This window comes from Streptomyces sp. NPDC051173 (genome assembly GCF_040689515.1).
GTDB lineage: Bacteria > Actinomycetota > Actinomycetes > Streptomycetales > Streptomycetaceae > Streptomyces.
Genome location: NZ_JBFBBD010000081.1, coordinates 1 through 22748, shown reverse-complemented (window position 1 = coordinate 22748; position 22748 = coordinate 1). Strand labels below are relative to the sequence as shown.

Sequence of the window (22748 nt, the reverse complement as noted above, 5' to 3'; positions counted from 1 at the left end):
ATCACTCGGCGTGCCGAGTGTGGCGATCGTTGACGCGCCCCGGGTGACTGCCTACCGTCGAGAAGGCAGGTCAAGGACGGAGGTCGGCGTGAGAAGCATGGGCGACGGTACAGCGGTCGGCAGTCCGTATCCGCTGTATGGGGGAACGGTCGAACAGCCCTCCCGTCATACCGTCCCGGCCGCGGTCAGCGCACCGCAAGGGCCGGAGACCGACAGGGTCGGGTATCGGGGGCCGACGGCGTGCGCCGCGGCGGGCATCACCTATCGGCAGCTCGACTACTGGGCGCGTACGAGCCTGGTCGAGCCGAGCGTACGGCCGGCCTACGGCTCGGGGAGCCAGCGGCTCTACAGCTTCCGGGACGTGGTCGTCCTCAAGATCGTGAAACGGCTGCTGGACGCGGGGGTCTCCCTGCAGAACATCCGCACGGCCGTGCAGCACCTCAAGGCCCGCGGGATGCGGGACCTCCCGCAGATGACCCTGATGAGCGACGGTGCCACGGTCTACGAGTGCACCTCGCCGGACGAGGTCGTCGACCTGCTCCAGGGCGGCCAGGGCGTCTTCGGGATCGCCGTGGGCGTCGTCTGGCGCGACATCGAGCACGTGCTCTCCCAGCTGCACGGCGAGCGGGTGGACACGGGCGAGACCCTGGTCGGCCACAATCCCGCCGACGAGCTGGCGAGGCGCCGCAACCGCGCGGTCTGAGGGCCTTCCACCGACGCTCCGTCGCACGTCAGCGCGATTGTCAGTGGTGTGCGGGAACATCAGTGGTGTGAGGTCCGCACCGACGATCCTGCATCTGGACATGGACGCCTTCTACGCCTCGGCGGAGCAGGCGTCCAAGCCCAGCCTGCGCGGGAAGCCCGTGGTGGTCGGCGGGATCGGCCCGCGCGGTGTGGTGGCCACTGCCTCGTACGAGGCCCGGGTCTTCGGCGTCCACTCCGCGATGGCCACCGCCCAGGCGCGCCGGCTGTGCCCCAACGCCGCCTATCTCACCCCGCGGTTCACGCTCTACCGCGAGGTGAGCGAGGTGGTGATGGGGCTGCTGGGCGAGCTCTCGCCGCTGGTGGAGCCGCTCAGCCTCGACGAGGCCTTCGTGGACCTCGAAGCGGGCGGCATCGAGCCCTCCGCGTCCGCGGTCCGGGCCGTCGGGGAGCGGCTGCGGCGGGACATCCGCGCGGCGACGGGCCTGAGCGGCTCGGTGGGCCTCGCCGGGTCCAAGATGCTCGCCAAGATCGCCTCGGAGCGGGCCAAGCCCGACGGCCTGTTCCTCATCGAGCCGGGCACCGAGGCCGAGCTGCTGGGACCCATGTCCGTCCGCGCCATCCCCGGCGTGGGCCCCGCCACCGCCGAGACGCTGCGCCGCGCGGGCATCACGACGGTCGCGGAGACCGGCGAGGCGGGCGAGGCGGAGCTGGTGCGGCTGCTGGGCAAGGCCCACGGCGCGGGGCTGTACGCGCTGGCCACCGGCCATGACGACCGGCCCGTCGTCGCCGAGCGGGACGCCAAGTCGGTGTCGGTGGAGGACACCTTCGAGGAGGATCTGACCGACCGCGTCCGGGTCCAGCTGGAGCTCGCCCGCCTCGCCGAGCGGTGCGTCCAGCGGCTGCGGGCGGCCGGGCGCTCGGGGCGCACGGTCGTGATCAAGGTGCGGCGCTACGACTTCTCCACCCTGACGCGCTCGGAGACGCTGCGCGGGCCGACCGACGACCTCGGCGTGGTGCGGGAGGCGGCGGGGCGGCTGCTGGAGGGCGTGGACACGACGGCGGGCGTGCGGCTCCTGGGCGTGGGTGTCACGGGCCTCGCCGACTACACCCAGGAGGATCTCTTCGCCCAGGCCGCGAGCGAGGCGGCGGCCGCGGCCGAAGCAGCCGCGGCGGAGATCCACCAGGCCGAGGGGGAGCAGCCCGACGAAGCACCGGGAGTGGCCGAGGCGCTGCCGCGCCGCTGGCTGCCGGGGCTGGACGTCCGGCACGCGGAGCACGGGGCGGGCTGGATCCAGGGCAGCGGCGTCGGGCGCGTCACCGTCCGGTTCGAACAGCCCTGGTCCGGGCCGGGGAGGGTGCGCACGTTCGCCGTCGACGACCCCGCGCTGGAGCCGGCGGAGCCCCTGCCGCTGATCCGGACCGTGGATCAGCCGCCCGAGCCGCCGGAGCCGTTGACCGTGCCGAGCCCCTCGCCGGCCCGCTCGCCGGATCCGTCCTCAGTGTCCCCGGGGGCCTCGGCGGCCCCGGCACCCCTGGCCTCCTCGGCGGGAGGGGAGCCCGCAGTGGGCAGAGCGAGTCCGTAGTGGTGGTAGAGCTGGAGCTCCTGCTCGGGGGAGAGGTGCCTGCCGACCCCGAAGTCCGGGGCGACTTTGATCAGGTCGCGTTCGTAGGGGACGCGCAGGGTGTCGTCCACGACCTCGCTGGGCTCCAGCGGCACGAAGGCGTCCCGGCTGAACAGCCCGGTCCGTACGGCCGCCCACTCGGGCTCGCCCGTCTCGTCGTCGAGATACACCTCGTCCACGGTGCCGATCTTCGCGCCGTCACGGTCGAACGCCTTGCGGCCGATGAGACTGCGTGGATCGATATCGGTCTGCACCGTTCCTCCGATGGTTCGCGCTGCCCCTGACCGCCTCGGCATCCCCTCAATCCCCTCTCGACAACAACGAAAAGGCACAAAGCGGGAACCGGCCACTCGAGGGATCCGGTCCTACCCTCGCTGGTAGGCTGGCCAGTGGCCGCAGACCCCGTGCGGGAGAGTCCTCCGAGAGCCCAGCCGGGCATCGACGGGGGCGCCGAAGGAGCAAATCCTCCCCGGAATCTCTCAGGCACACGTACCGCACGGACGAGGTCACTCTGGAAAGCAGGGCGGGCCCCGGTCAGGCACGACGCCGAAGCCCGTCCTCACCGACGGTGAAAGCCGGGTCCCCGCGGCCCGGTGAAGCTCTCAGGTTGAGATGACAGAGGGGGAGGCCGTCCGGGTACCCGCGCCGTGGTACCCCTCGCAGGTCGCAATGACCAGGAGGCCTCCGCAGATGACAGCCCACCGCATCTCCCTTTCCGACCTGGAGCGTGGCACGCCCTTCGAGCGGCGCCATATAGGGCCCGACAGCGCGGCCCAGGCCAAGATGCTCGCCCAGGCCGGATTCGGCTCCCTCGACGAACTCACCGACGCCGCCGTGCCGGACGTGATCAAGGCCACCGAGGCACTGGCACTGCCCGAGGCCCGCAGTGAGGCCGAGGTCCTCGCCGAGCTGCGCTCGCTCGCCGACCGCAACCAGGTGCTCGCCCCGATGATCGGGCTCGGCTACTACGGCACCTTCACCCCGCCGGTGATCCTGCGCAACGTCATGGAGAACCCGGCCTGGTACACCGCGTACACCCCCTACCAGCCGGAGATCTCCCAGGGCCGGCTGGAGGCGCTCCTCAACTTCCAGACCGTCGTCGCCGACCTCACCGGCCTGCCCACCTCCGGGGCCTCCCTGCTCGACGAGGGCACGGCCGCGGCCGAGGCCATGGCGCTCTCCCGCCGCGTCGGCAAGGTCAAGCAGGGCGTCTTCCTCGTCGACGCCGACACCCTGCCGCAGACCGTCGCCGTCATCCGGACCCGCGCCGAACCGACCGGTGTCGAGGTCGTCGTCGCCGACCTCTCGGCGGGCATCCCGGCCGAGGCCGCCGAGCGCGGCGTCTTCGGCGTGCTGCTCCAGTACCCCGGCGCCTCCGGTGCCGTACGCGACCTGCGGCCCGTCATCGAGCGTGCCCACGAGCTCGGCGCGATCGTCACCGTCGCCGCCGACCTGCTCGCCCTGACCCTGCTCACCTCGCCGGGCGAGCTCGGCGCGGACATCGCGGTCGGCACGACCCAGCGCTTCGGCGTGCCCATGGGCTTCGGCGGCCCGCACGCCGGATTCATGGCCGTGCGCGAGCAGTTCGCCCGCAGCCTCCCCGGCCGCCTCGTCGGCGTCTCCGTCGACGCCGACGGCAACAAGGCCTACCGCCTGGCCCTCCAGACGCGTGAGCAGCACATCCGCCGCGAGAAGGCCACCAGCAACATCTGCACCGCGCAGGTGCTGCTCGCCGTCATGGCCGGCATGTACGCCGTCTACCACGGTCCGGACGGCCTCGCCGCGATCGCCCGGCGCACGCACCGCTACGCCACACTGCTCGCGGCGGGGCTGCGGGCCGGTGGCGTCGAGGTCGCGCACGGTTCGTACTTCGACACCCTGACCGTGCACGCCCCCGGCCGCGCCGCCGACGTCGTCGCCGCTGCCCTCGAGCGCGGCGTCAACCTCCGCCTGGTCGACGCCGACCACGTCGGGATCGCGTGCGACGAGACCACCACCCGCGAGCTGGTGGCCTCCGTGTGGTCGGCGTTCGGGGTGGACGCCGACATCGAGGCGCTGGACGCCGCCACGCCGGACGCGCTCCCCGAGGGCCTGCTGCGCACCGACGACTTCCTCGCCCACCCGGTCTTCCACGAGCACCGCTCCGAGACCGCGATGCTGCGCTACCTGCGCCGCCTCGCCGACCGGGACTACGCGCTGGACCGCGGCATGATCCCGCTCGGTTCCTGCACGATGAAGCTCAACGCCACCACCGAGATGGAGTCGGTGACCTGGCCCGAGTTCGCCGCGCTGCACCCCTTCGCGCCGCTGGAGCAGGCAGACGGCTATCTGACCCTGATCACGGAGCTGGAGGAGCGCCTCGCCGAGGTCACCGGCTACGACAAGGTCTCCATCCAGCCGAACGCCGGCTCCCAGGGCGAGCTCGCGGGCCTGCTGGCCGTCCGCGCGTACCACCGCGCGAACGGCGACGAGCAGCGCACCGTCTGCCTCATCCCGTCCTCCGCGCACGGCACCAACGCCGCCAGCGCCGTGATGGCCGGGATGAAGGTCGTCGTCGTCAGAACCGGCGAGGACGGCGAGGTGGACGCCGACGACCTGCGCACGAAGATAGAGCAGCACGGTCACGAGCTGGCCGTCCTGATGGTCACCTACCCCTCCACGCACGGGGTGTTCGAGGAGCACATCAGCGACATCTGCGCGCTGGTGCACGACGCGGGCGGCCAGGTCTACGTGGACGGGGCGAACCTCAACGCCCTGGTCGGGGTGGCCAGGCCGGGCCGCTTCGGCGGCGACGTCTCGCACCTCAACCTGCACAAGACGTTCTGCATCCCGCACGGTGGCGGCGGTCCGGGCGTCGGCCCGGTCGCGGTCCGCGCCCACTTGGCGCCGTATCTCCCGAACCACCCGCTCCAGCCCGCCGCGGGCCCGGCCACCGGCGTCGGCCCGATCTCGGCCGCCCCGTGGGGCTCCGCGGGCATCCTGCCGATCTCCTGGGCGTACGTCCGGCTGATGGGCGGCGCGGGCCTCAAGCGCGCCACGCAGGTCGCGGTGCTCGGCGCCAACTACATCGCCAAGCGGCTGGAGCCGCACTACCCCGTGCTCTACACCGGTCCGAACGGGCTGGTCGCGCACGAGTGCATCGTGGACCTGCGGCCGCTGACGAAGGCGACGGGAGTGAGCGTCGACGACGTCGCCAAGCGGCTGATCGACTACGGCTTCCACGCGCCCACCATGTCGTTCCCGGTCGCGGGCACCCTGATGATCGAGCCGACCGAGAGCGAGGACCTCGTCGAGCTGGATCGTTTCTGCGATGCGATGATCGCCATCCGCGCCGAGATCGAGAAGGTCGGCTCCGGCGCGTGGGCGAAGGACGACAACCCGCTGCGGAACGCCCCGCACACCGCCGCCTCGGTGACCGGCGCGTGGGAGCACCCGTACACCCGCGAGGAGGCCGCTTACCCGGCCGGGGTGTCCGCCGACAAGTACTGGCCGCCGGTGCGCCGCGTCGACGGTGCGTACGGCGACCGCAACCTCGTCTGCTCCTGCCCCCCGCTGGAGGAGTACGAGAACTGAGCCCGGCCGGGCCGGGCGCACGCCGCCCGGCCCGGAGGTCGGACGCGAGTCGGGGCCGGTTCGGCGGAATGCGCCGGGCCGGCCCCTGTCTGTGCGTGGTGCGTATACGTACTGTGCGGCGTCTTGCCGTACCGCGTGTGCGGTAGTGCCCTTCTCAGGCAGCGGTCACCACGTGGCCGTTGCCCAGCGGCCGGTGCGGGGCGATGATCTGCCCGTCCGGCAGCAGCTCCCCGGTGTCCTCGAAGCAGAGGACGCCGTTGCACAGCAGACTCCAGCCCTGTTCCGGGAAGTGCGCCACGAGGTGGGCGGCTTCCCTGTCGGCGGAGTCGGCTGAGGGGCACGTGGGCTGGTGCTGGCACATGGGAAGGTTCTTTCGCTCTGATGTGGTGGCTGTCCTGCGGCTCGATGCTGTGGTCATGCCGCCCCCCGTTGGCGAATGGTTTGGTCGATACCAGTGTTGCCCCACGGGCGCGATTCCGCAGGGATTTCCCGGCAGCGCTCCTCTGCCGGAGAGGACGCGTCACCCATGCGGGCGGTTGCCGCCAACAAGACTGCCTGTCCGGGGGGTTCGGGGTGGCCGCGACGGGCTAGTCCGGGAGGGTGAGCACAGATGTACGCCCCGTGGCGGGCGTGGCCACGGGGCGTGTCCGATCCCCTGCGGAGAGGGCTCAGGCCGGTGTCTTGAGCAGCGGCGGCGGTGTGAGCCGGTGGGTGAGCACGGACAGCAGGTCGCTGAAGCGGTGCGCGCGGTGGGCGGCGATCCCGGGCGGCGCGGGCGCGAGCGGCACCAGCAGGTCCCCCGGGCCGGGCAGGCCGGACGCCGCGTCCGCCGCGAGGTCGCCGTGCAGCCAGAGGGTGAGCATGTAGAGCTCGGGCACGGACAGCAGCCGCGGCTGGTACGGCGTCGGCAGCTCCTCGGCCTGGCGCACCGCGAGCTCGGTGGAGGTCAGATACGGACCCTCGCAGAAGTGGGAGAACGCCCAGCCCTCGGCCGACGGCGCCGCCTCGCCCGCCGCCACCGCGCGCCCCGCCCCCCGGATCAGGAATCGCCAGCCGGTGAGCCGGGTGCGAGGGGCGCCGCCGCGCGGGGTGACCTGCTCCAGGACGTGTACGGGAAGCGGGAGTTCGGGGGTCAGCGGTCCTTGCGCGGACCGCAGGGAGGGGGTGCGGGCCTCGCGTACGGCGGCGGGGGAGCCGAGGGCGGCGACGATGCTGAGCAGGGCGGGCGCGGGGGCGGGGAGGGCGTGCAACGGCATGGTAGGTCGCCTCTCACTTCGGAGACACGTGGTGCTGGGCAGGTGCGGACGACGCTGTCGGCGTGCGGGTCAGAGGGGAGCCGGGGACCGTACCGACTGCGCGGGGCCGGGGCGCTGCTCTCTGCCCTGTTCCGCAGTTTATACGACACGTGTTCACATGGTGTTTCGGCTACCTGTCGGGAGTATTTCCGGCAAGGGGAAATCCGGTGTGTTGTCCAGGGTCGGTTTCGGTGATTCTGTGCCGAATTCCCGACCGCCACCTCGGGTTATTCGGCGAGGAGGGTAGGCCGGATCTCGTCGGTGTTTATCACCAGCGCAATGCGCAAAACCGGAGTATTGCACCATGCCGACGGAATGTGCCACGGCGCACACCTCGCAGAGCCTACTGCGTATGCGGTGCCGACGCGGCGTTATCGATCACAATGGCTGGGCATCATCGACCGTGACGCGGGGCCGCGGGCACCGTGGGCGACCCAGGTGAGGAGGGCGTGGCGATGGGCGAGAAGCTGGTGGCCGGGGGGTTCGACCCCGCCGACCGGCAGCGCCACCGGGACAAGCTCCGGCAGTGCCTGGACGTGCTGGCGCGGCTCCTGGCGGAGCAGCGGTTCGACCGCCCCCGGAATCTTATGGGCCTGGAGATCGAGCTGAATCTCGCGGGATCCGACGGGACTCCGAGCATGGTGAACACGGAAGTGCTGAAACGTATCGCCAGTGGGGATTTCCAGACCGAACTCGGCCGCTTCAACCTTGAAGTGAACATTGTTCCCCACCGGCTGTCAGGGCGAGTTCTCGACCAGCTCGCCGAGGAGTTGCGCACCGGGCTTTCCTATGCCGACCGCAAGGCCATGGAGGTCGATTCCGGGATCGTGATGATCGGAATTCTGCCGACCCTGGACGACCGGCACCTGGTCTTCTCCAACCTCTCCGACGATCACCGCTACACCCTCCTCAACGACCAGGTGGTCGCCGCGCGGGGCGAGCACTTCACGATCGACATCGAGGGCGTGGAGCGGCTGACCTGCACCGCGGGCTCGATCGCCCCCGAATCCGCCTGCACCTCCGTGCAGTTGCACCTCCAGGTCACCCCGCGCCGGTTCGCCGCAGTGTGGAACGCCGCGCAGGTCGTCGCCGCCGCGCAGATCGCCGTGGGGGCCAACTCGCCCTTCCTCTTCGGGCGGGAGCTGTGGCGAGAGTCCCGGCCGCCGCTGTTCGTCCAGTCCACGGACACCCGCCCGCCCGAGCTCAAGGCGCAGGGGGTCAGGCCGCGGACCTGGTTCGGGGAGCGCTGGATCGATTCGGCGTACGACCTCTTCGAGGAGAACCTGCGCTTCTTCCCGCCCCTGCTGCCCATCTCCCACGAGGAGGACCCGCTGCGGGTGCTGGAGGAGGGCGGGGTCCCCGGGCTGCACGAACTGATCCTGCACAACGGCACGGTCTACCGCTGGAACCGGCCGGTCTACGGCATAGCCGACGGCGTACCGCACCTCCGCGTCGAGAACCGCGTGCTGCCCGCCGGCCCCACGGTCACCGACGTCATCGCCAACGTCGCCTTCTACTACGGGCTGATCCGCGCGCTCGCGGAGGAATCCCGCCCCGTGTGGACCCGGATGCCCTTCCCGGTGGCCGCCGACAACTTCGACACCGCCTGCCGCCATGGCATCGACGCCTGGCTGCGCTGGCCGAAGGGCGGCAGGAACGCGCCGCTCGCCCGCATGCCCGCCGTGCGGCTCGTGCTGGAGGACCTGCTGCCGATGGCCGCCGCCGGGCTCGACGCGTGGGGCGTCGAACCCGCCGACCGCGACCGCTATCTGGGCGTCATCGAGGGCCGCTGCCTGCGCCGGGCGAACGGTGCCTCCTGGCAGGCGGCCACGTACCACCGGGCGCGGGAGCGGGGGTTGGGGCGGGACAAGGCGCTGGCCGCGACCACGCGCCGGTACTGCGAACTCATGCGGACGGGGGAGCCGGTGCACTTGTGGCCTCCGGGGCCCGGAGACTGACGGGGCCTCCGGCGCGGCCGCGCCGCGCGTCCTCGACCGTCGCGTCCCCGGTCCACGGGCGGCCTGGATTTTCCAGCCGGTCCGGCGTTTGACAAGCTGGGGGCCCATGACGCAGGGGACACGCAAGGTGGAGGCGGTTGTGCCGCAGAACGCGCGGGGCGAAGGCGGCACGCTGCCCGTGCCCGAGGCGGCCGCCCGTCGGCTGCTGGGCAACGAGACCCTCCTCGTCCTGGCCCTGTCGCTCGGAGCCAGCGCCGTCTCCGCGCTGATCAGCTTCGTCGGCGCCGCCACCCGCCCCGGCGGCCTCAAGGAACAGGCCGCCCGGCTCAACGCCTCGCACGCCCCCGGCCGCCCCTGGCTGGACCTCTCCTGGCAGGTCTTCGGCATCGCGACCGCGCTGGTGCCCGTCTTCCTGGTCGCCCACCTGCTGCTGCGCGAGGGCGCGGGGCTGCGGGCCATCGGCTTCGACCGGCGGCACCCCGGCTCCGACCTGGCCCGGGGTACGGCGGTCGCGGCGGCCATCGGCGGCACCGGGCTGCTGTTCTACCTCGGCGTACGGGCCGCCGGCTTCAACCTGACCGTGGTGCCCGAGTCGCTGCCCGACGTCTGGTGGAAGCTGCCCGTCCTGATCGCCTCCGCCGTGCAGAACGCGGTGCTGGAGGAGGTCGTGGTCGTCGGCTATCTCCTGCGCAGGCTGGGGCAGCTCGGCTGGACGCCGGCGGCCGCGCTGGCGGCGAGCGCGGTGCTGCGCGGCTCGTACCACCTCTACCAGGGGATCGGCGGGTTCGTCGGCAACATGGTGATGGGCGTCGTCTTCGTGCTGCTCTACCGGCGCTGGGGCCGCGTCGGGCCGCTGGTCGCCGCGCACGCGCTGATCGACGTCGTGGCCTTCGTCGGCTACGCGCTGCTGGCCGGGCGGGTGGGCTGGTTGCCCACGGCGTGAGGGGTGCCGGGCCCGGGCCCGTCGCCGCCCGCGGCGGTGCGCTCCGGGGGCACCGCCACGCGGCGGGCCGCTGGCCCCGCTGGCCCCGCTGGACCCGCGACCAGATCCGCCGGGCACGGCCTACGCGAGCAACTCGCCCTCGATGACCGTGACCGCGCTGCCCGTCAGCAGCGTGCGGTCGCCGCGTACCGATGTGCGTACGAGGCCCGTGCGCGTGGACGCCTGGAGGCCCGTCAGGTCGGCGCGGCCCAGCCGGGCCGACCAGAAGGGGGCCAGCGCGGTGTGCGCGCTGCCCGTGACCGGGTCCTCGTCGATGCCGACGTTGGGGAAGAAGCAGCGCGAGACGTAGTCGTAGCCGGCCGACGGGTCCGCGGCCGCGGCGGTGGCGATGACGCCCCTGCGGGAGTGCCGGCCGAGCGCCGCCGTGTCGGGGGTCAGCGCGCGCACGGTCCGCTCGTCGGCGAGCTCCACCAGCAGGTCGCCGACGTGCGGGCCCGTGTCGTGGGTGCCGAGCGGTTCGGCGCCGAGGGCCGCCGCGACGCCCTCGGGGACGGCGGTGGGGACGAGCGGCGAGGTCGGGAAGTCCAGGGTGATCGAGCCGTCCCCGCGCGCGGTCGCGGTGAGGATCCCGCAGCGGGCGGAGAAGCGCACCGTGCCGGTGGCGGCGCCCGTCGTGTGCAGGACGTGGGCGGTGGCGAGCGTGGCGTGGCCGCACATGTCGACCTCCGCGGCCGGGGTGAACCAGCGCAGCGCCCAGTCCGCGTCGCCGCCCTCCGGCAGTCGGCGGGCGAACGCGGTCTCGGAGAGGTTGACCTCGGCGGCGATCCGCTGGAGCCGGGCGTCGTCGGGGAAGGCGTCGGAGTCGAGGAGGAGGACTCCGGCCGGGTTCCCGGCGAAGGGGCGGTCGGTGAAGGCGTCGACGATTCGTATCCGCATGGCGCGACGGTAGAAGTCCCGCGAAGCCGCAGGCCAGAGCCAATGCCCGGGAACTGGTGTCCTGTGACAGTGAACCTTGACCGATTGCCACTGAAGTTTGACCGCCTGGAGGCGCTCTACCGGCGGACCGCCGAGATCAGTCCGCCGGGCCGCTCCTCGCGCTGCGGCGGGGTGCTGATCGGGCGGCCGTAGGCGGCAGCGCGCTCGCGCAGGGTGTGGCTGTCGGCCTCCCAGCCGTGCCCGGCCAGCCAGGCCACCGGGTCGTCGGGCATCTCCGAGACCCACATGGACGCCGCAGATCCCGGCACGGCATCCGCGCCGAAGCGCTCGATCACGCCGCGCGAGCCCAATGTCAGCCCCATCCGACTGCCTGCCGCCGACTGCGCGCTGATCCGGGCCAGCAGCAGTTCCACCGCGTCCTCGGGCAGATAGATCAGCAGTCCTTCGGCGATCCACGCGGTCGGCACCGCCGGGTCGTGTCCTGCGGCGGCCAGCGCGGCTGGCCAGTCCTCACGCAGATCCACCGCGACGGTGATCCGCTCGCAGCGTGCGGCGGCCCGCTCCTGGCGCAGCACTGAAGCCTTGAAGTCCAGTGGCGCGGCGGTGTCGACCTCGAACAGCCGGGTGCCCTCGGGCCAGTTGATCCGGAAGGCCCGGCTGTCCATGCCGGCGCCGAGCAGTACGACCTGCCGGACCCCGGACGCGGAGGCATCCTGCAACAGGTCGTCGAGGAACTTCGTCCTGATGACGATGGAGAACGACACAGCCAGCCGGCGGCGGCGCGCGGCCTCGTCATCGGGCAGCGATGGCGAGGAGGGCCATAGGCCGCCGGCGGCGGCGAAGGCCTGTGCCAGCGGGTCGCGGAACAGCGCGTTCTCCCGCTCGGTCTCCAACGCCCGCACCCTGGCCACCCCCACCGCAGTGGCCCACACTCCCGACGGCTGCACCCGCTCCTGCTCATCAGTCACCGCGCCAGACTAGACGGAGCCAGCTGCGCCTTCCGCTGCCGGTATGCCTTCTGGCGGCAGCGCTGTGAGCATGTCCGGCGTTGTTGCTGGCAGGGTCCTGCTGGTAATGGTCCTCCGCAGGTCTCGCAGGGTCTCGTTGATGCGGCTGGGGCTGGTTCGGGTGGCTGGGGTGGTGGTGCGGGCTTCGGTGCCGGCGATGCCACCGGCAATGGAGAGGGCGGGTTCGCGGGAGGCTGCCTGAGCTGTTGGCGACGTGCTCGCTGGCGGCACCGGTCTGAGCATGTCCGGCGTGCTGCTGAGAACATCGGGCCGTCGCAGACGGGGCAGATCCGTGGTCCGGATGGATCAGCCGGGTCTGCCTCGGCCAACCACTTCTCCTCGTGCTTGAGGTAGTTGGCCCGTCGGCAGGCGGATGAACACAGGCGATAACGTTGTCCGGGCTGGATCTTCATGCTCTTGCCGCACTCCCTGCAGGGGGCCTTCTGCACCGGAGCCCGAGGAAGCCGTTTCCGGTATGCCTTCTCGCGGCAGGCCTGGGAACAGCGCAGGGCTTGGCGGCCGATGACGTCGGAGGGCGGTATCTCCCCGTCGCACTCCAGACAGCGCCTCGTTTCCAGGGTGGCCACCAGCGTCTCCGCGTCGCGGCCGGTCGCGGCGGCCAGCCGTGTCCAGCTGGGAAGACCGAGATGCTCGGGAGGTTCGCAGAGGTAAGTCCGGAGGTAGCGGGGCGGAAGATGGTTGGCGTGGGCCAGGCGGACGATGAAGGACCGGATGCCTTCTCCGGACCGGGGCCGGACCTGGAAGGGCAGGACGCGGACGTTCTCGTGGGTCATCGGGAGGACCTGGGCCCGCGGAAGTGAGGCGATTCGGCGGCGACGTCCAGTGGGACGGCCTTCAGCCCGGCTTTGGTGATCTTCTCGGTGCCGTTGAAGATCGCGTCGATCGCGGCTCCGCGGATCTGGTGGGAGAGGGCGCCGATCATGCCGCCGGTGCGGTCGTGCAGGTAGCGGTCCAGTCTCGCCAGGGTGCTGGGCCGGTGCCGCCGCAGGGCGAGGGTCTTCTCCATGGTGGCGACCAGGCCCCGCCACTCAGTGCTGTAAGGGAAGGGGTGGGTGGGGATCAGGGTGAAACGGCCGGCGATCTGGGCTCCGCGGGTGCCGGTCAGCAGGCTGCCGTGCTCGATGTCGATGCCCGCGTAGATGAACGTCGCGGGGATCCGCTCGGAGAAGTACTTGAGGGTGTCGGATGCCTCGGCTCCGTGCCGCGTGTGCAGGGAGATGTTGTGGATCTCGTCCACCAGGATCATGCCGGTGCGGGCATCGGTGCAGACACCGACGACGGACTCGATGAGGTCGGTGATGTTCATGCGGGCCATCACCGGCAGTCCCAGGAACCGGGCGAACTCGGCCGCGATCATGCGGGGTGTCGCGGCGGGCGGGACGGTGATGTAGATGACCGGCTTGCGGTCGGTGGCGATGGGGTGCCGGGCCCGGTCCAGCAGTTCGTGGGACAGACCGAGCTGGGTGATCGCGATGGTCTTCCCGGTGCCGGCGGGGCCGGAGACGATCAGGCCCCGGCGTGCACTGATCGCGTGCCGGTTCAGCATGACCAGGCGACGGCCGGTGGCGACGGTGTGACGGACGACGGAGGTGGCGACCACCAGCAGACGGCCGTGGTGGTCGAGACGCGCTTCGTCGAAGGCCGCCTGCCCGGCCTCACCGAGCGCGTCGTACTGAGCGTCGGTCAGCCGGGGCGGCGGCCCCGGTGGTCCTTCGACGAAGCGGCGCCAGCCGTCGATCGTGGTCAGGTGCCGCTGGGAGTCCTGAGGCAGAGCCGACGATGCCGTCATGAGCGCTTCCAGGGGTCTTCGAGCGGGTCGAACAGTCCGAGCGGGATCACCTCAGCCACCGATTCCTCATGCTCGTCCGCTTCGTCCTCGGGCTCCGCCTGAGCACCGGCAACGGACGCCGGAGTAAGCGGACCTGCGGCTTTCGTGCGGGCCACCACCCGCCGGTCGCGCTTGCCGGAGCCCGGTCCCTGCTCGGACTGCGGGCCGCCATGGGCCCGGGTGAGCAGAGCGGCGACCGCGTCGGCGATCTCCGCCTCGGTGGCGCGGGGCAGCTGGTGGCTGACGTGGTCCCAGGCCAGGTCACCGAAGGGGACCGGTGCCCGGTTCAAATGCTTCCAGGTGGCCGGGACCCACTCGTTGTCCCCGCGGTGGTTGCGTACCCAGATCCGGGAGACGTCGTAGGGGTCGCGGTGGACTTCCCAGAGGCCGTGTTTGGCCCGGACCCCGGAGTTCTGGCGGCGCATCGGCCCCAAGGCCCGGCTGTCGTAGGTGCGGTTCTTGATCCGGATGCCGTAGTCGTTGACCACCCGCCATTCCGCGGGCAGGAGTTCGACGTAGTCGTCGCCGCTGAGCGCGACCGGGACGTAGCCGCAGGCCTCCACCAGGGCGGCGTACTTCTCGTTCGGTGTGAACAGCCGGCCCGGGTGGACCGGATCACGCAGGCCGTCGTGCTTGCGGTTCTGCCACTTCGCGACGATCCACTCATCCAGAAGCTCCTGCAACTCCAGCAGGGACCACACCCGTTCGCGTTCCAGGTGCCGGCCCCGGTGGTCGCTGCTGCGGCCGGTGTAGGTGGGCAGGAACTGGGCGAACAGCGTGGCCACCGAGCCCAGCATCTTCTCGATGTGCCCCTTCTCGAAGGGTGAGCCCTGGTGGGCGGGCTGCACTTCGATCTCCAGGAACCGGCAGGAGGAGATGAAGTTGCGGGAGAGGAAGGCCTTGCCGTGGTCGCAGACGATGATCTCCGGGACGATCACCGGCCGGGCCGCTGCATGGGCCAGCCGCTCGTCCAGGGCCAGGAGCCTGCGGTGCGGCAGGACCGAGCGGGACATCCTGAGCGCGTCCGACCAGCCCGGCCGCAGCAGTTCGGGGGTGACGGTGCGGGCCAGCAGCACGCTGGCGTCCACAGCTTTCGTGGTCGGCCGCAGCACCGCCGCGGTCAGCGTCCTGGTCGCGACGTCGATCATGGCGGTGAGTTCGACTCTGCCCGTGACGCCGTTGTCGAGCAGGACCAGCACGTCCAGCGGGGTGGAGTCGATCTGCATGACCTCGCCCGGCGCGAACACCGGCAGTTCCCCGTGCGGAGTCGTCGCCCCGTGGGCCCTGGACCGGCGGGTCACCGCCGAGCCGGACGTGTGGGTGCCCGACGTCAGCTTCGCCAGCAGCCGGTAGAGCGTCCGCTGCGAGGGAAGCCCAACCCCCTGCCCACCAGGTGTCTCGTTGAGGATCTCGCCGGTCCGCCACAAAATGAACGTCCCCGTGCGGGTCGAGGCGTCCACCGCTTCCTTGATCGCCTGCCGCATCGCGGCCACCACCGCATCGTCGACCTCCCCGAACTCGGCCGTCCTGCGGACCGGCCGGTGATCGGCCAGCCCCAGTACCCCGCGTTCCTGGTAGCGACGCCGCCGGTGGGCGACCGTACTGGCCGAGACCTTGTGCCCGGCGGCAGTCAGCTCAACGGCTTTCGCTCGCTGCCGGGCGGTCAAGGACCGCTCCGGCCCGTACTCGGGCCTCACCGTCGTGCCGGGCTCGGCATCGGGCGGCAGCCCGTGCAGGACCTCCAGGATGTGGCCCTCCCACCACAGAGCCTTCTCCACCTCCCGGGCGGGAAACGTCTCCAGTAGCGAGGCCGCCGGCAACGGCATTCGGACCGGGCTGTCCGTGACCTCGAAGTCGGCTGCCGCGAACAGCGCGAGCAACGGCACGACCCGATACGGCTCTTCGCCGTCCGTCAGCGTCACCGCCTGGGCGGCGACGGCGAGCACTCCGCGGATCCGGCCCTCGAACCGCACCCGGTCACCGACCGCGACCCGTCCCGGCCGCTTCATCCTGCCCATGCCGCCCGCCCTTCGGCCCAGACGAGACTGTCCGCCCCCAGCACCGCGGACCGAAGGTCCGTGCCCAGCCGCCCGGACCACAGTAGATGGAACAGCACCGGCAGGACCTGCAGCCGATCGCCCACACGGCCGGCTCCCGACCACAACGGCAGCGGTTCCTCGAAGACCTCCACCAGCGCGGCCGCCACCCGCTCCGGGCGTCCCGAGCGGGTCCGCCGGTAGCGGGCCAGCCAGCGCATGTTCGTCATGAACACCGGCTCGGGTGTGCCCATCCAGGCAAACTCCCAGCCCACCGCCTCACAGGCCCGACGCGTCGCCGCGAACGCCTCCCCGGTCCGCTCGTCCAGCCGGTCCGCGGACCGGACATCGACCACCCTGGCCCGCCCGTCAGCAAGACGTACGAAGTAGTCAGGCGCATGGCGACGCTGTTCCGGACCGTCCTGCCAGTGCAACCAGAACGGCTGCGAGGCGATCCCGACCACCCTCGGATCACGGTCCAGCAAGATCAGGCAGTCCCGCTCCAGCCACGACTCGTAGCCCACGTGCCCGCTGGTCGTCGCCGCGAAGTACCAGCCAGGGAAGCTCTCCCCACCCTTCGCCCACCGGAACTCACGTACCGGTGGAACGCCCTCGAACCGCGTACCCCACAACCGGCCTAACGGCCCGCGACAACGCTTACCGGACTCAAGAAAGTCCAGCTCAAAGGCCGATAACGCCGGATCACCGTACGCATGAGCCAGTGCCCCCACCACGCCTCCAACCGCAACGGTCAAAGTTCGGTGGCAGGAACGTACCGGTGGTCAAAGTTCAGTGGCAATCGAACGAGATTCGCTGTCACAGGACAACTTGGCCCGGAAAGGCGTTGTCGTTCGGTCAGTTCCGATATATCGTTGAGATATCGCGACCGATCAACGATGGGAGGAACGTCATGTGGCGTTCACCAGGGCACGAACACGAACACCGTGGCGCGCATCGGCACGGTGCGGGCGACTTCGAGGGGCGCCGCGCCGCCTTCGGCCCCTTCGGACCCGGCTTCGGCGGGCCGCCGTTCGGCGGCGGCGGGCCGTGGGGGCGCGGGCGCGGCGGCGGCCCGGGCGGCAGGGCCCGGCGCGGTGATGTGCGCGCGTCGATCCTGGCGCTGCTCAAGGACCGGCCGATGCACGGCTACGAGATGATCCAGGAGATCGCCGAGCGCACCGGCGGCACCTGGAAGCCGAGCCCCGGATCCGTCTACCCGACGCTCCAGATGCTCGAGGACGAGGGCCTGATCGAGAGTGCGAGCGAGGGCGGCAAGAAGCTGTTCACGCTCACCGACGCGGGCCGCGCCGAGGCCGACGCGAGCTCGCAGACGCCGTGGGAAGAGGTCGGCCGGGGGTTCGACCGGGAGGCGGTGCGGGAGATCCAGCAGGCGGGCATCGGGCTGATGGAAGCCTTCGGGCAGGTCTGGCGGACCGGCAGCAAGGAGCAGCGCGAGAAGGCGCTGGAAGTCGTCAACGAGTCGCGCAAGAAGCTCTATCTGATCCTCGCCGACGAGGGCTGAGCCGACGGAGCCGGGCGGCCGGTGCCCCCGCGGGAGCTCCCGCGGGGGCACCGGCGTCCCCGAGACGGCTGCACCCGCCGTCCTCCTCAAGGAGGAGGCGCCCGCCGCCCGTGCCCACCTCTCGTCGGATGCGCGAATGCTTCCCGCCGGGGATGCTCCGACGGCGCGTTCCTGGTGGGGTGGAAGGGTGCAAAGCCGTACATGTGACAGCGGACCGGCCGGCACCGCCTGCGCGGGCCGGTTCAGCACCGAGCTGGCCTCGGCCGCCGCGGGTGCCCGCAGGCGCGCCGTGCGCGACGCCGACCGCCAGATCGACACCGCCCACCTGCTGCACACGCTGCTGGAGACGGACCCCGAGGTGCGGCGGGCGCTGGACGGGAGCGGCGCGGGCACGGTCGTACGGCTGCTCGGCTATCTCGTCCAGCGGACCATCGGCTACGGGCTGCGCTGGAGCGGCACGGCCGAGGACTCCGGCGCGCTGCCCGTCGTCCGGGCGGGCCGGTCGCCGGAGTGGTCGCCGGCCGCTGCCGCCGCGATGGAGGGCGCGGTCGCCCGCGCCCGTGCGCGGGGTGCGGAGCGTGCCGAAGGGGTGGACCTGCTGGCCGAGCTCGCCGCCGACCACGGCTGCCGCGCCGCCGAGGTACTGGGCAGGGCCGGGGTCGACACCGGCCCGCTCGTCGCGCGGCTCGACGCCCTCGCGGACGGCGAGCCGCCGTCTGTCATGAGCGAAAAGGGTGACAGTCCTGTCGGCGGCTGACATGCTGCTCGCATGCAGACGTCTCGGGGGAGGGGCGCCGGACTCGGCCTGGCCGTGGTCTCGGCGCTCGCGTACGGTGGATCGGGTGTCGCGGCCAAGCCGTTGATCCAGGCGGGCCTCGACCCGCTCCACGTCGTATGGCTCAGGGTGGCCGGGGCCGCCCTGGTGCTGCTGCCCGTGGCCTGGCGCCACCGCGCCCTCGTGGCCCGGCGTCCCGCGCTGCTCGTCGGCTTCGGCCTGCTGGGTGTCGCCGGCGTCCAGGCGTGCTACTTCGCGGCGATCTCCCGCATTCCCGTGGGCGTCGCGCTGCTCATCGAATACCTCGGTCCCGCGCTGCTGCTCGGCTGGGTGCGCTTCGTCCAGCGGCGCCCGGTGAGCCGGGCCGCCGCCGTGGGCGTCGTGCTCGCCGTGGGCGGCCTCGCCTGTGTGGTGGAGGTGTGGTCGGGGATGGGCTTCGACGCGGTCGGCCTCGTCTTCGCGCTCGGTGCCGCCTGCTGCCAGGTCGGCTATTTCGTGCTGGCGGACCACGGCTCCGGCGGCGACCGGCCCGCCGACCCGGTCGGCGTCATCGCCCACGGCCTCCTCGTCGGCGCCGTCGTCGTGACCGTCGTCGCGCGCCCCTGGGGCATGGACTGGGCGCTGCTGGCCCGGTCGGCGGACATGAACGGGAGCCGGGTGCCCGCCGTGCTGCTGCTCGCCTGGATCGTGCTGATCGCCACCGTCGCCGCCTACCTCACCGGCGTGCTCGCCGTGCGGCGGCTGTCGCCCCAGGTGGCCGGGGTGGTCGCGTGCCTGGAGGCCGTCGTCGCCATCGTGCTGGCCTGGGTGCTGCTGGGCGAGAGGCTCTCCCTGCCGCAGACCGTCGGCGGGGCCGTGGTGCTGCTGGGCGCCTTCATCGCGCAGAGCTCGACGCCCAAGGCGGCCGCGCCGGAGCCGGTGGCCCGTGGCGAGGGCGTCTCCGCCACCGCCGAAAGGGAGTTGTCCGGCGGGTCCAGGCCCGCATAGGGTGCCGATCATGCCGATGACTGTTCTGCCGCCTCCCGCCGCGTAGGGCCTGTCCGGCCTCTTCGCCGGTCTGCGGGCCGTCTGCCCCCCGAGTGCCCCCACGGGCTGAATTGCGCATCCACATCAGCCAATTCCTGCCTGTCGGGCGGATTGCGGGCACCGCCGCGCAGCGGTGGTGCGCAGACGACACCAACCGCAGAACCGACCACAAGACCCGCTGGACAGGCCCTCGCGCGGGTGGCCGCTCCCGGAGGACCGGGCCCGGGGTGTCATCACCCCCGGGCGGATCGCCGCTGCCCGCACAGGGACCACGCGATCACCTCTTGTCTTCTGCGGGAGAACCAGTCATGCAATCCGTCCGTTCCGCTCTTCCGTCATGCCCTTCCTCGGGTGCGGCACCCCGTCCCGCCGGGCGGCTTCCCGTCGGCCGGGGGCTCCTCTACGTCGCCTTCGCGGCCACCTCCTGGGGGACCACGGGCCCCTGCGCCGACCTGATCATGCGCGGCAGCGGGCTCGGGCCCATCGCGCTCACCTTCTGGCGCACGGCCGGCGGTCTCGTACTCCTGCTGGCTGTCCGGGTGTTGATGCCGCGCCGTACGGCAGCGGCGGGGACGCGCCCCGCCCGGCCGTACGAACCGCTGCCGAGCCGGTGCGTGCGGCTGTTCGTCACCGGTGCCGGGCTCACCGTCTTCCAGGCCGCCTACTTCGCGGCGGTGGCGGCGACCGGTGTCACCGTCGGCACCGTGGTCACGCTGGGCGCCGCGCCGGTGCTCGCCGCCCTGGGCGGGCGGCTGTTCATGGGGGAACGGCTCGGCGCGGCCGGCCGGTCGGCGGTGTCCGGCGTCTTCGCCGGGCTGGCCGTGCTGATGCTCGGCAACGGCGGTACGGGCGCGGTGCGCCCCGCCGGCGTGGGGCTGGCGCTGCTCTCGGCCGCCGGTTACGCCGTCGTCACCGTCCACGGCCGTCATGTGGGGCGCGCCGGGCGTGCCTCGGATCCGTTCACCACGACGCTGACGTCCTTCGCGGTGAGCGCGGTGTGCCTGCTGCCGCTCGCGGCCGCGGAGGGCCTGTGGCCGCACACCCGTGAGCTGGGCCGCACGCTGGCGATGACGGCGTATCTGGTGAGCGTGCCGACCGCGCTCGCCTACGCGCTGTTCTTCGCGGGCCTCGCCGTCGTACGGGCCACCACCGTCACCGTGGTCACCCTCCTGGAGCCGGTCACGGCCGCCGTCATCGCGGTGCTGCTGCTCGGTGAACGGCTGACCGCCGCGACCGCGCTGGGCACGGCGGTGCTGCTGTGCGCGGTGGCGGGGCTGGCCGTCGCGGAGACGCGCGCGCCGGTGGTGCCCGAACCGGTGGTTCCGGTCAGAGCGCGGTGACGTAGGCGGGCACCGGTATGCCCGGGGCCAGGTCGTCGGCCGGTACCGGCGTGCCGTAGGTGGTGGTCACGGGGACGACGCCGCTCCAGTACGGGAGGGCCAGGTCCTCCGCGTCGTCCGCCGGGCCGGCGGAGCGGATCTTCGCGGACACCTCTGTGAGGTCGATGCGCAGGACGGCCGTCGCGGCGAGCTCCTTGGCCGTCGGCGGGCGGGAGTCCGCGGCCCGGCCGGGCACGACCTGGTTCACAAGGGCGTCGAGGGCGGCGCGGAGCTCGCCCTCCTCGGTCACCTGCCGCGCCGTGCCGTGCACCACGACCGAGCGGTAGTTGAGCGAGTGGTGGAAGGCGGAGCGGGCCAGGACCAGGCCGTCGAGGTGGGTGACGGTCAGGCAGACCGGCATGCCGGCGTCCTCCTCCCGGCTCGCGTCCCGCATGGGGCGCGAGCCGGTGGAGCCGTGCACGTAGAGGCGGTCGCCGATCCGCCCGTAGAGCGTCGGCAGGACCGCGGGGGCGCCGTCGCGCAGGAAGCCGAGGTGGCAGACGCTCCCCGCGTCGAGGATCGCGTGGACCTGCTCCCGGTCGTAGGAGGCGCGGTCGCGGTAGCGGGTCGGCGTGGTCCGCTCGGTGGGCTCGTACGAGCTCCGGCCGTGCGGGGCGGACGCGCTGGAAAGGGGGGACAGGGCGGACGGGGCGGAAGTGCCAGGTGTGGCGGCTGCGGCGGACATGGCGGGGTCGACGGGAATTGCCATGGCGAACTCCATTGCACTAGTGCATACTGGGCTTTGTGCTAGGAGAGTATCGGATCGAAGGACGCCGCGCAGCGGACATCTCCACGAGCGTGGAGCGGGCCGTGGGCGCCGGGCTGCTCGCGCCCGGTGAACTGCTCCCGCCCATCCGGGAGTTGGCCGTGCAGCTGGACGTCAACCCCAATACGGTCGGGGCCGCCTACCGCATCCTGCGCGACCGGGGCGTGATCGAGACGGCCGGCCGCCGGGGCAGCCGGGTGCGCCACCGCCCGGCCAGCACCTCGCGCGAGCTGATCCGCGTGGAGGCGCCCGAAGGCGCGCGGGACGTCTCCACGGGCAACCCCGACCCCGCGCTCCTGCCCCCGCTCGCCGCCGCGCTCGCCGCCGCGGCGGCCCGCAGCGCCGAGCGCCCGGTGCTCTACGGCGAGCCCGCGGTGGACACCGAGCTGGAGCGCATGGCGCGCGACGCCTTCACCGCCGACGGGGTGCCCGAGGGGCCGGTCGCGGTGACCTCGGGCGCGCTCGACGCCATGGAGCGCGCGCTCGTCGCGCACCTGCGGCCCGGTGACGCCGTCGCCGTCGAGGACCCTGGCTGGGGCAGCCTGCTCGACCTCGTCCCGGCCCTCGGGCTGCGGCCCGTCCCCGTGCGCGTCGACGACGACGGCCCGCTGCCCGATGACACCGACCGCGCGCTGCGCCAGGGAGCGCGGGCCCTGGTCGTCACCGACCGGGCGCAGAATCCCACGGGTGCGGCGATCGGCGCGGCACGCGCGCGTGAGTTGCGCGCCGTCCTCGCGGACCACCCGGGGGTCCTGCTGATCGAGGACGACCACGGCCACGGCATCGTCGACCTGCCCCTGTGCCCGCTGGCCGGTGCCACCGACCACTGGGTCGTCGTCCGCTCGGCCGCCAAGGCGTACGGCCCGGACCTGCGGCTCGCGGTGCTCACCGGTGACGCCGTCACCGTGGACCGGATGCGCGGGCGGCAGCGCCTCGGCCCCGGCTGGGTCAGCCATCTCCTCCAGGACGCCGTGGCGCATCTGACGCGGAGCGGCGCGGTGGACCCGGCGGCGGTCGCCGCGTCGTACGGGCGGCGCAGGGAGGCGCTCGTCGCGGCGCTGCGCGAGCGCGGGGTCACGGCGTACGGGCGGAGCGGGATGAACGTCTGGCTGCCGGTGCCCGACGAGACGGCGGCGGTGGCGCGCCTGCTGCACGCGGGCTGGGCGGTGGCGCCAGGCGCCCGCTTCCGGCTCGCGTCGCCCCCGGCCGTGCGGCTGACCGTCTCCCCGCTGGCCATGGACGACATAGGGCCGGTCGCGGACTGATCGCCTTCGTCGTCTACCGGCTGAACGACACCGGGCAGTTCCAGGGCGACCTGTGGAACATCTACGAATACACCAGCACCCAGCGGCAGAT

The 22748-nt window shown here is 72.4% G+C and carries 18 protein-coding genes, 1 pseudogene and 1 riboswitch; of the genes and pseudogenes, 10 read left to right on the top strand and 9 right to left on the bottom strand.

The annotated features are described in order from the left end of the window. Positions 1-88 precede the first annotated feature (88 nt). Both AB0435_RS29060 and AB0435_RS29055 read left to right on the top strand, forming a co-directional pair. Positions 89-703, top strand: coding sequence for a MerR family transcriptional regulator (locus AB0435_RS29060; protein WP_366428321.1), 615 nt, complete (start codon positions 89-91; stop codon positions 701-703). A 67-nt stretch (positions 704-770) separates the two neighbouring features. Further along, positions 771-2123: pseudogene (locus AB0435_RS29055) on the top strand (DNA polymerase IV); the annotation flags it as partial. A gap of 8 nt (positions 2124-2131) precedes the next feature. Here AB0435_RS29055 and AB0435_RS29050 read toward each other — a convergent pair. After that, positions 2132-2593, bottom strand: a complete 462-nt coding sequence (locus tag AB0435_RS29050) for a PRC-barrel domain-containing protein (RefSeq protein WP_366428322.1) — start codon at positions 2591-2593, stop codon at positions 2132-2134. A 131-nt stretch (positions 2594-2724) separates the two neighbouring features. Continuing rightward, positions 2725-2832, top strand: a riboswitch (glycine riboswitch). 185 nt (positions 2833-3017) lie between these two features. Between AB0435_RS29050 and gcvP the strand changes: the two genes are divergently transcribed. Next, a complete protein-coding gene (gene gcvP / locus AB0435_RS29045) occupies positions 3018-5900 on the top strand; it encodes an aminomethyl-transferring glycine dehydrogenase (protein ID WP_366428320.1) in 2883 nt (960 codons plus the stop codon). Positions 5901-6054: 154 nt separating this feature from the next. Here the strand turns inward: gcvP and AB0435_RS29040 are convergent, their stop codons facing one another. Together AB0435_RS29040 and AB0435_RS29035 are read right to left on the bottom strand one after the other, a co-directional pair. Continuing rightward, positions 6055-6261, bottom strand: a complete 207-nt coding sequence (locus tag AB0435_RS29040) for a DUF5999 family protein (protein WP_366428319.1) — start codon at positions 6259-6261, stop codon at positions 6055-6057. Between the two features lie 307 nt (positions 6262-6568). Then, entirely contained in the window at positions 6569-7156 is a 588-nt protein-coding gene (locus AB0435_RS29035; RefSeq protein WP_366007619.1) for a hypothetical protein, read from the bottom strand. Positions 7157-7650: 494 nt separating this feature from the next. On the opposite strand from AB0435_RS29035, the gene AB0435_RS29030 reads away from it, so the two are divergent. Both AB0435_RS29030 and AB0435_RS29025 read left to right on the top strand, forming a co-directional pair. Then, on the top strand, positions 7651-9153 hold the full coding sequence (locus tag AB0435_RS29030; protein ID WP_366007620.1) for a glutamate--cysteine ligase: 1503 nt from the start codon (positions 7651-7653) through the stop codon (positions 9151-9153). A gap of 106 nt (positions 9154-9259) precedes the next feature. Then, positions 9260-10096 (top strand): CPBP family intramembrane glutamic endopeptidase, encoded by an 837-nt coding sequence (locus AB0435_RS29025; RefSeq protein WP_366007621.1) that lies wholly within the window; start codon positions 9260-9262, stop codon positions 10094-10096. 120 nt (positions 10097-10216) lie between these two features. Here the strand turns inward: AB0435_RS29025 and AB0435_RS29020 are convergent, their stop codons facing one another. The 5 genes from AB0435_RS29020 to AB0435_RS29000 form a co-directional block, all read right to left on the bottom strand. Continuing rightward, positions 10217-11032 carry a PhzF family phenazine biosynthesis protein gene (locus AB0435_RS29020; RefSeq protein ID WP_366007623.1) on the bottom strand — a complete coding sequence of 272 codons (816 nt, stop codon included), beginning with the start codon at positions 11030-11032 and terminating at the stop codon, positions 10217-10219. 116 nt (positions 11033-11148) lie between these two features. After that, entirely contained in the window at positions 11149-12000 is an 852-nt protein-coding gene (locus tag AB0435_RS29015; protein WP_366007624.1) for a class I SAM-dependent methyltransferase, read from the bottom strand. Positions 12001-12829: 829 nt separating this feature from the next. Then, the gene (locus tag AB0435_RS29010) at positions 12830-13849 is read right to left on the bottom strand and encodes an ATP-binding protein (RefSeq protein WP_366428318.1); all 1020 of its coding nucleotides are present in this window, start codon (positions 13847-13849) and stop codon (positions 12830-12832) included. Further along, positions 13846-15906: a Mu transposase C-terminal domain-containing protein gene (locus tag AB0435_RS29005; protein ID WP_366002688.1), complete on the bottom strand. Its 2061-nt coding sequence runs from the start codon at positions 15904-15906 to the stop codon at positions 13846-13848. The genes AB0435_RS29010 and AB0435_RS29005 overlap by 4 nt, the downstream gene beginning before the upstream one ends. Beyond that, positions 15894-16604, bottom strand: a complete 711-nt coding sequence (locus AB0435_RS29000) for a TnsA-like heteromeric transposase endonuclease subunit (RefSeq protein WP_366002695.1) — start codon at positions 16602-16604, stop codon at positions 15894-15896. The genes AB0435_RS29005 and AB0435_RS29000 overlap by 13 nt, the downstream gene beginning before the upstream one ends. A 230-nt stretch (positions 16605-16834) precedes the next feature. Between AB0435_RS29000 and AB0435_RS28995 the strand changes: the two genes are divergently transcribed. From AB0435_RS28995 to AB0435_RS28980, 4 genes are all read left to right on the top strand, one after another. Beyond that, on the top strand, positions 16835-17446 hold the full coding sequence (locus AB0435_RS28995; protein ID WP_366002687.1) for a PadR family transcriptional regulator: 612 nt from the start codon (positions 16835-16837) through the stop codon (positions 17444-17446). A 187-nt stretch (positions 17447-17633) separates the two neighbouring features. Beyond that, positions 17634-18203, top strand: a complete 570-nt coding sequence (locus AB0435_RS28990; protein ID WP_366002686.1) for a peptidase — start codon at positions 17634-17636, stop codon at positions 18201-18203. Positions 18204-18215: 12 nt separating this feature from the next. Further along, on the top strand, positions 18216-19208 hold the full coding sequence (locus AB0435_RS28985) for a DMT family transporter (RefSeq protein ID WP_366002685.1): 993 nt from the start codon (positions 18216-18218) through the stop codon (positions 19206-19208). A gap of 347 nt (positions 19209-19555) precedes the next feature. Continuing rightward, positions 19556-20587, top strand: a complete 1032-nt coding sequence (locus AB0435_RS28980; protein ID WP_366428317.1) for an EamA family transporter — start codon at positions 19556-19558, stop codon at positions 20585-20587. Here AB0435_RS28980 and AB0435_RS28975 read toward each other — a convergent pair. Next, on the bottom strand, positions 20574-21335 hold the full coding sequence (locus AB0435_RS28975) for a pyridoxamine 5'-phosphate oxidase family protein (protein WP_366428316.1): 762 nt from the start codon (positions 21333-21335) through the stop codon (positions 20574-20576). The genes AB0435_RS28980 and AB0435_RS28975 overlap by 14 nt on opposite strands. Positions 21336-21370: 35 nt before the next feature. On the opposite strand from AB0435_RS28975, the gene AB0435_RS28970 reads away from it, so the two are divergent. Further along, on the top strand, positions 21371-22657 hold the full coding sequence (locus tag AB0435_RS28970) for an aminotransferase class I/II-fold pyridoxal phosphate-dependent enzyme (RefSeq protein ID WP_366428315.1): 1287 nt from the start codon (positions 21371-21373) through the stop codon (positions 22655-22657). Positions 22658-22748 lie beyond the last annotated feature (91 nt).

Excerpts from the sequence above, each read along its gene's own strand:
- AB0435_RS28985 (WP_366002685.1), top strand. The coding sequence starts at position 18,216 with ATGCAGACGTCTCGGGGGAGGGGCGCCGGACTCGGCCTGGCCGTGGTC.
- AB0435_RS29035 (WP_366007619.1), bottom strand. The coding sequence starts at position 7,156 with ATGCCGTTGCACGCCCTCCCCGCCCCCGCGCCCGCCCTGCTCAGCATC.
- AB0435_RS28995 (WP_366002687.1), top strand. The coding sequence starts at position 16,835 with ATGTGGCGTTCACCAGGGCACGAACACGAACACCGTGGCGCGCATCGG.
- AB0435_RS29020 (WP_366007623.1), bottom strand. The coding sequence starts at position 11,032 with ATGCGGATACGAATCGTCGACGCCTTCACCGACCGCCCCTTCGCCGGG.
- AB0435_RS29025 (WP_366007621.1), top strand. The coding sequence starts at position 9,260 with ATGACGCAGGGGACACGCAAGGTGGAGGCGGTTGTGCCGCAGAACGCG.
- AB0435_RS29040 (WP_366428319.1), bottom strand. The coding sequence starts at position 6,261 with ATGTGCCAGCACCAGCCCACGTGCCCCTCAGCCGACTCCGCCGACAGG.
- gcvP (WP_366428320.1), top strand. The coding sequence starts at position 3,018 with ATGACAGCCCACCGCATCTCCCTTTCCGACCTGGAGCGTGGCACGCCC.
- AB0435_RS29030 (WP_366007620.1), top strand. The coding sequence starts at position 7,651 with ATGGGCGAGAAGCTGGTGGCCGGGGGGTTCGACCCCGCCGACCGGCAG.
- AB0435_RS28975 (WP_366428316.1), bottom strand. The coding sequence starts at position 21,335 with ATGGCAATTCCCGTCGACCCCGCCATGTCCGCCGCAGCCGCCACACCT.
- AB0435_RS29005 (WP_366002688.1), bottom strand. The coding sequence starts at position 15,906 with ATGGGCAGGATGAAGCGGCCGGGACGGGTCGCGGTCGGTGACCGGGTG.
- AB0435_RS28980 (WP_366428317.1), top strand. The coding sequence starts at position 19,556 with ATGCAATCCGTCCGTTCCGCTCTTCCGTCATGCCCTTCCTCGGGTGCG.
- AB0435_RS29010 (WP_366428318.1), bottom strand. The coding sequence starts at position 13,849 with ATGACGGCATCGTCGGCTCTGCCTCAGGACTCCCAGCGGCACCTGACC.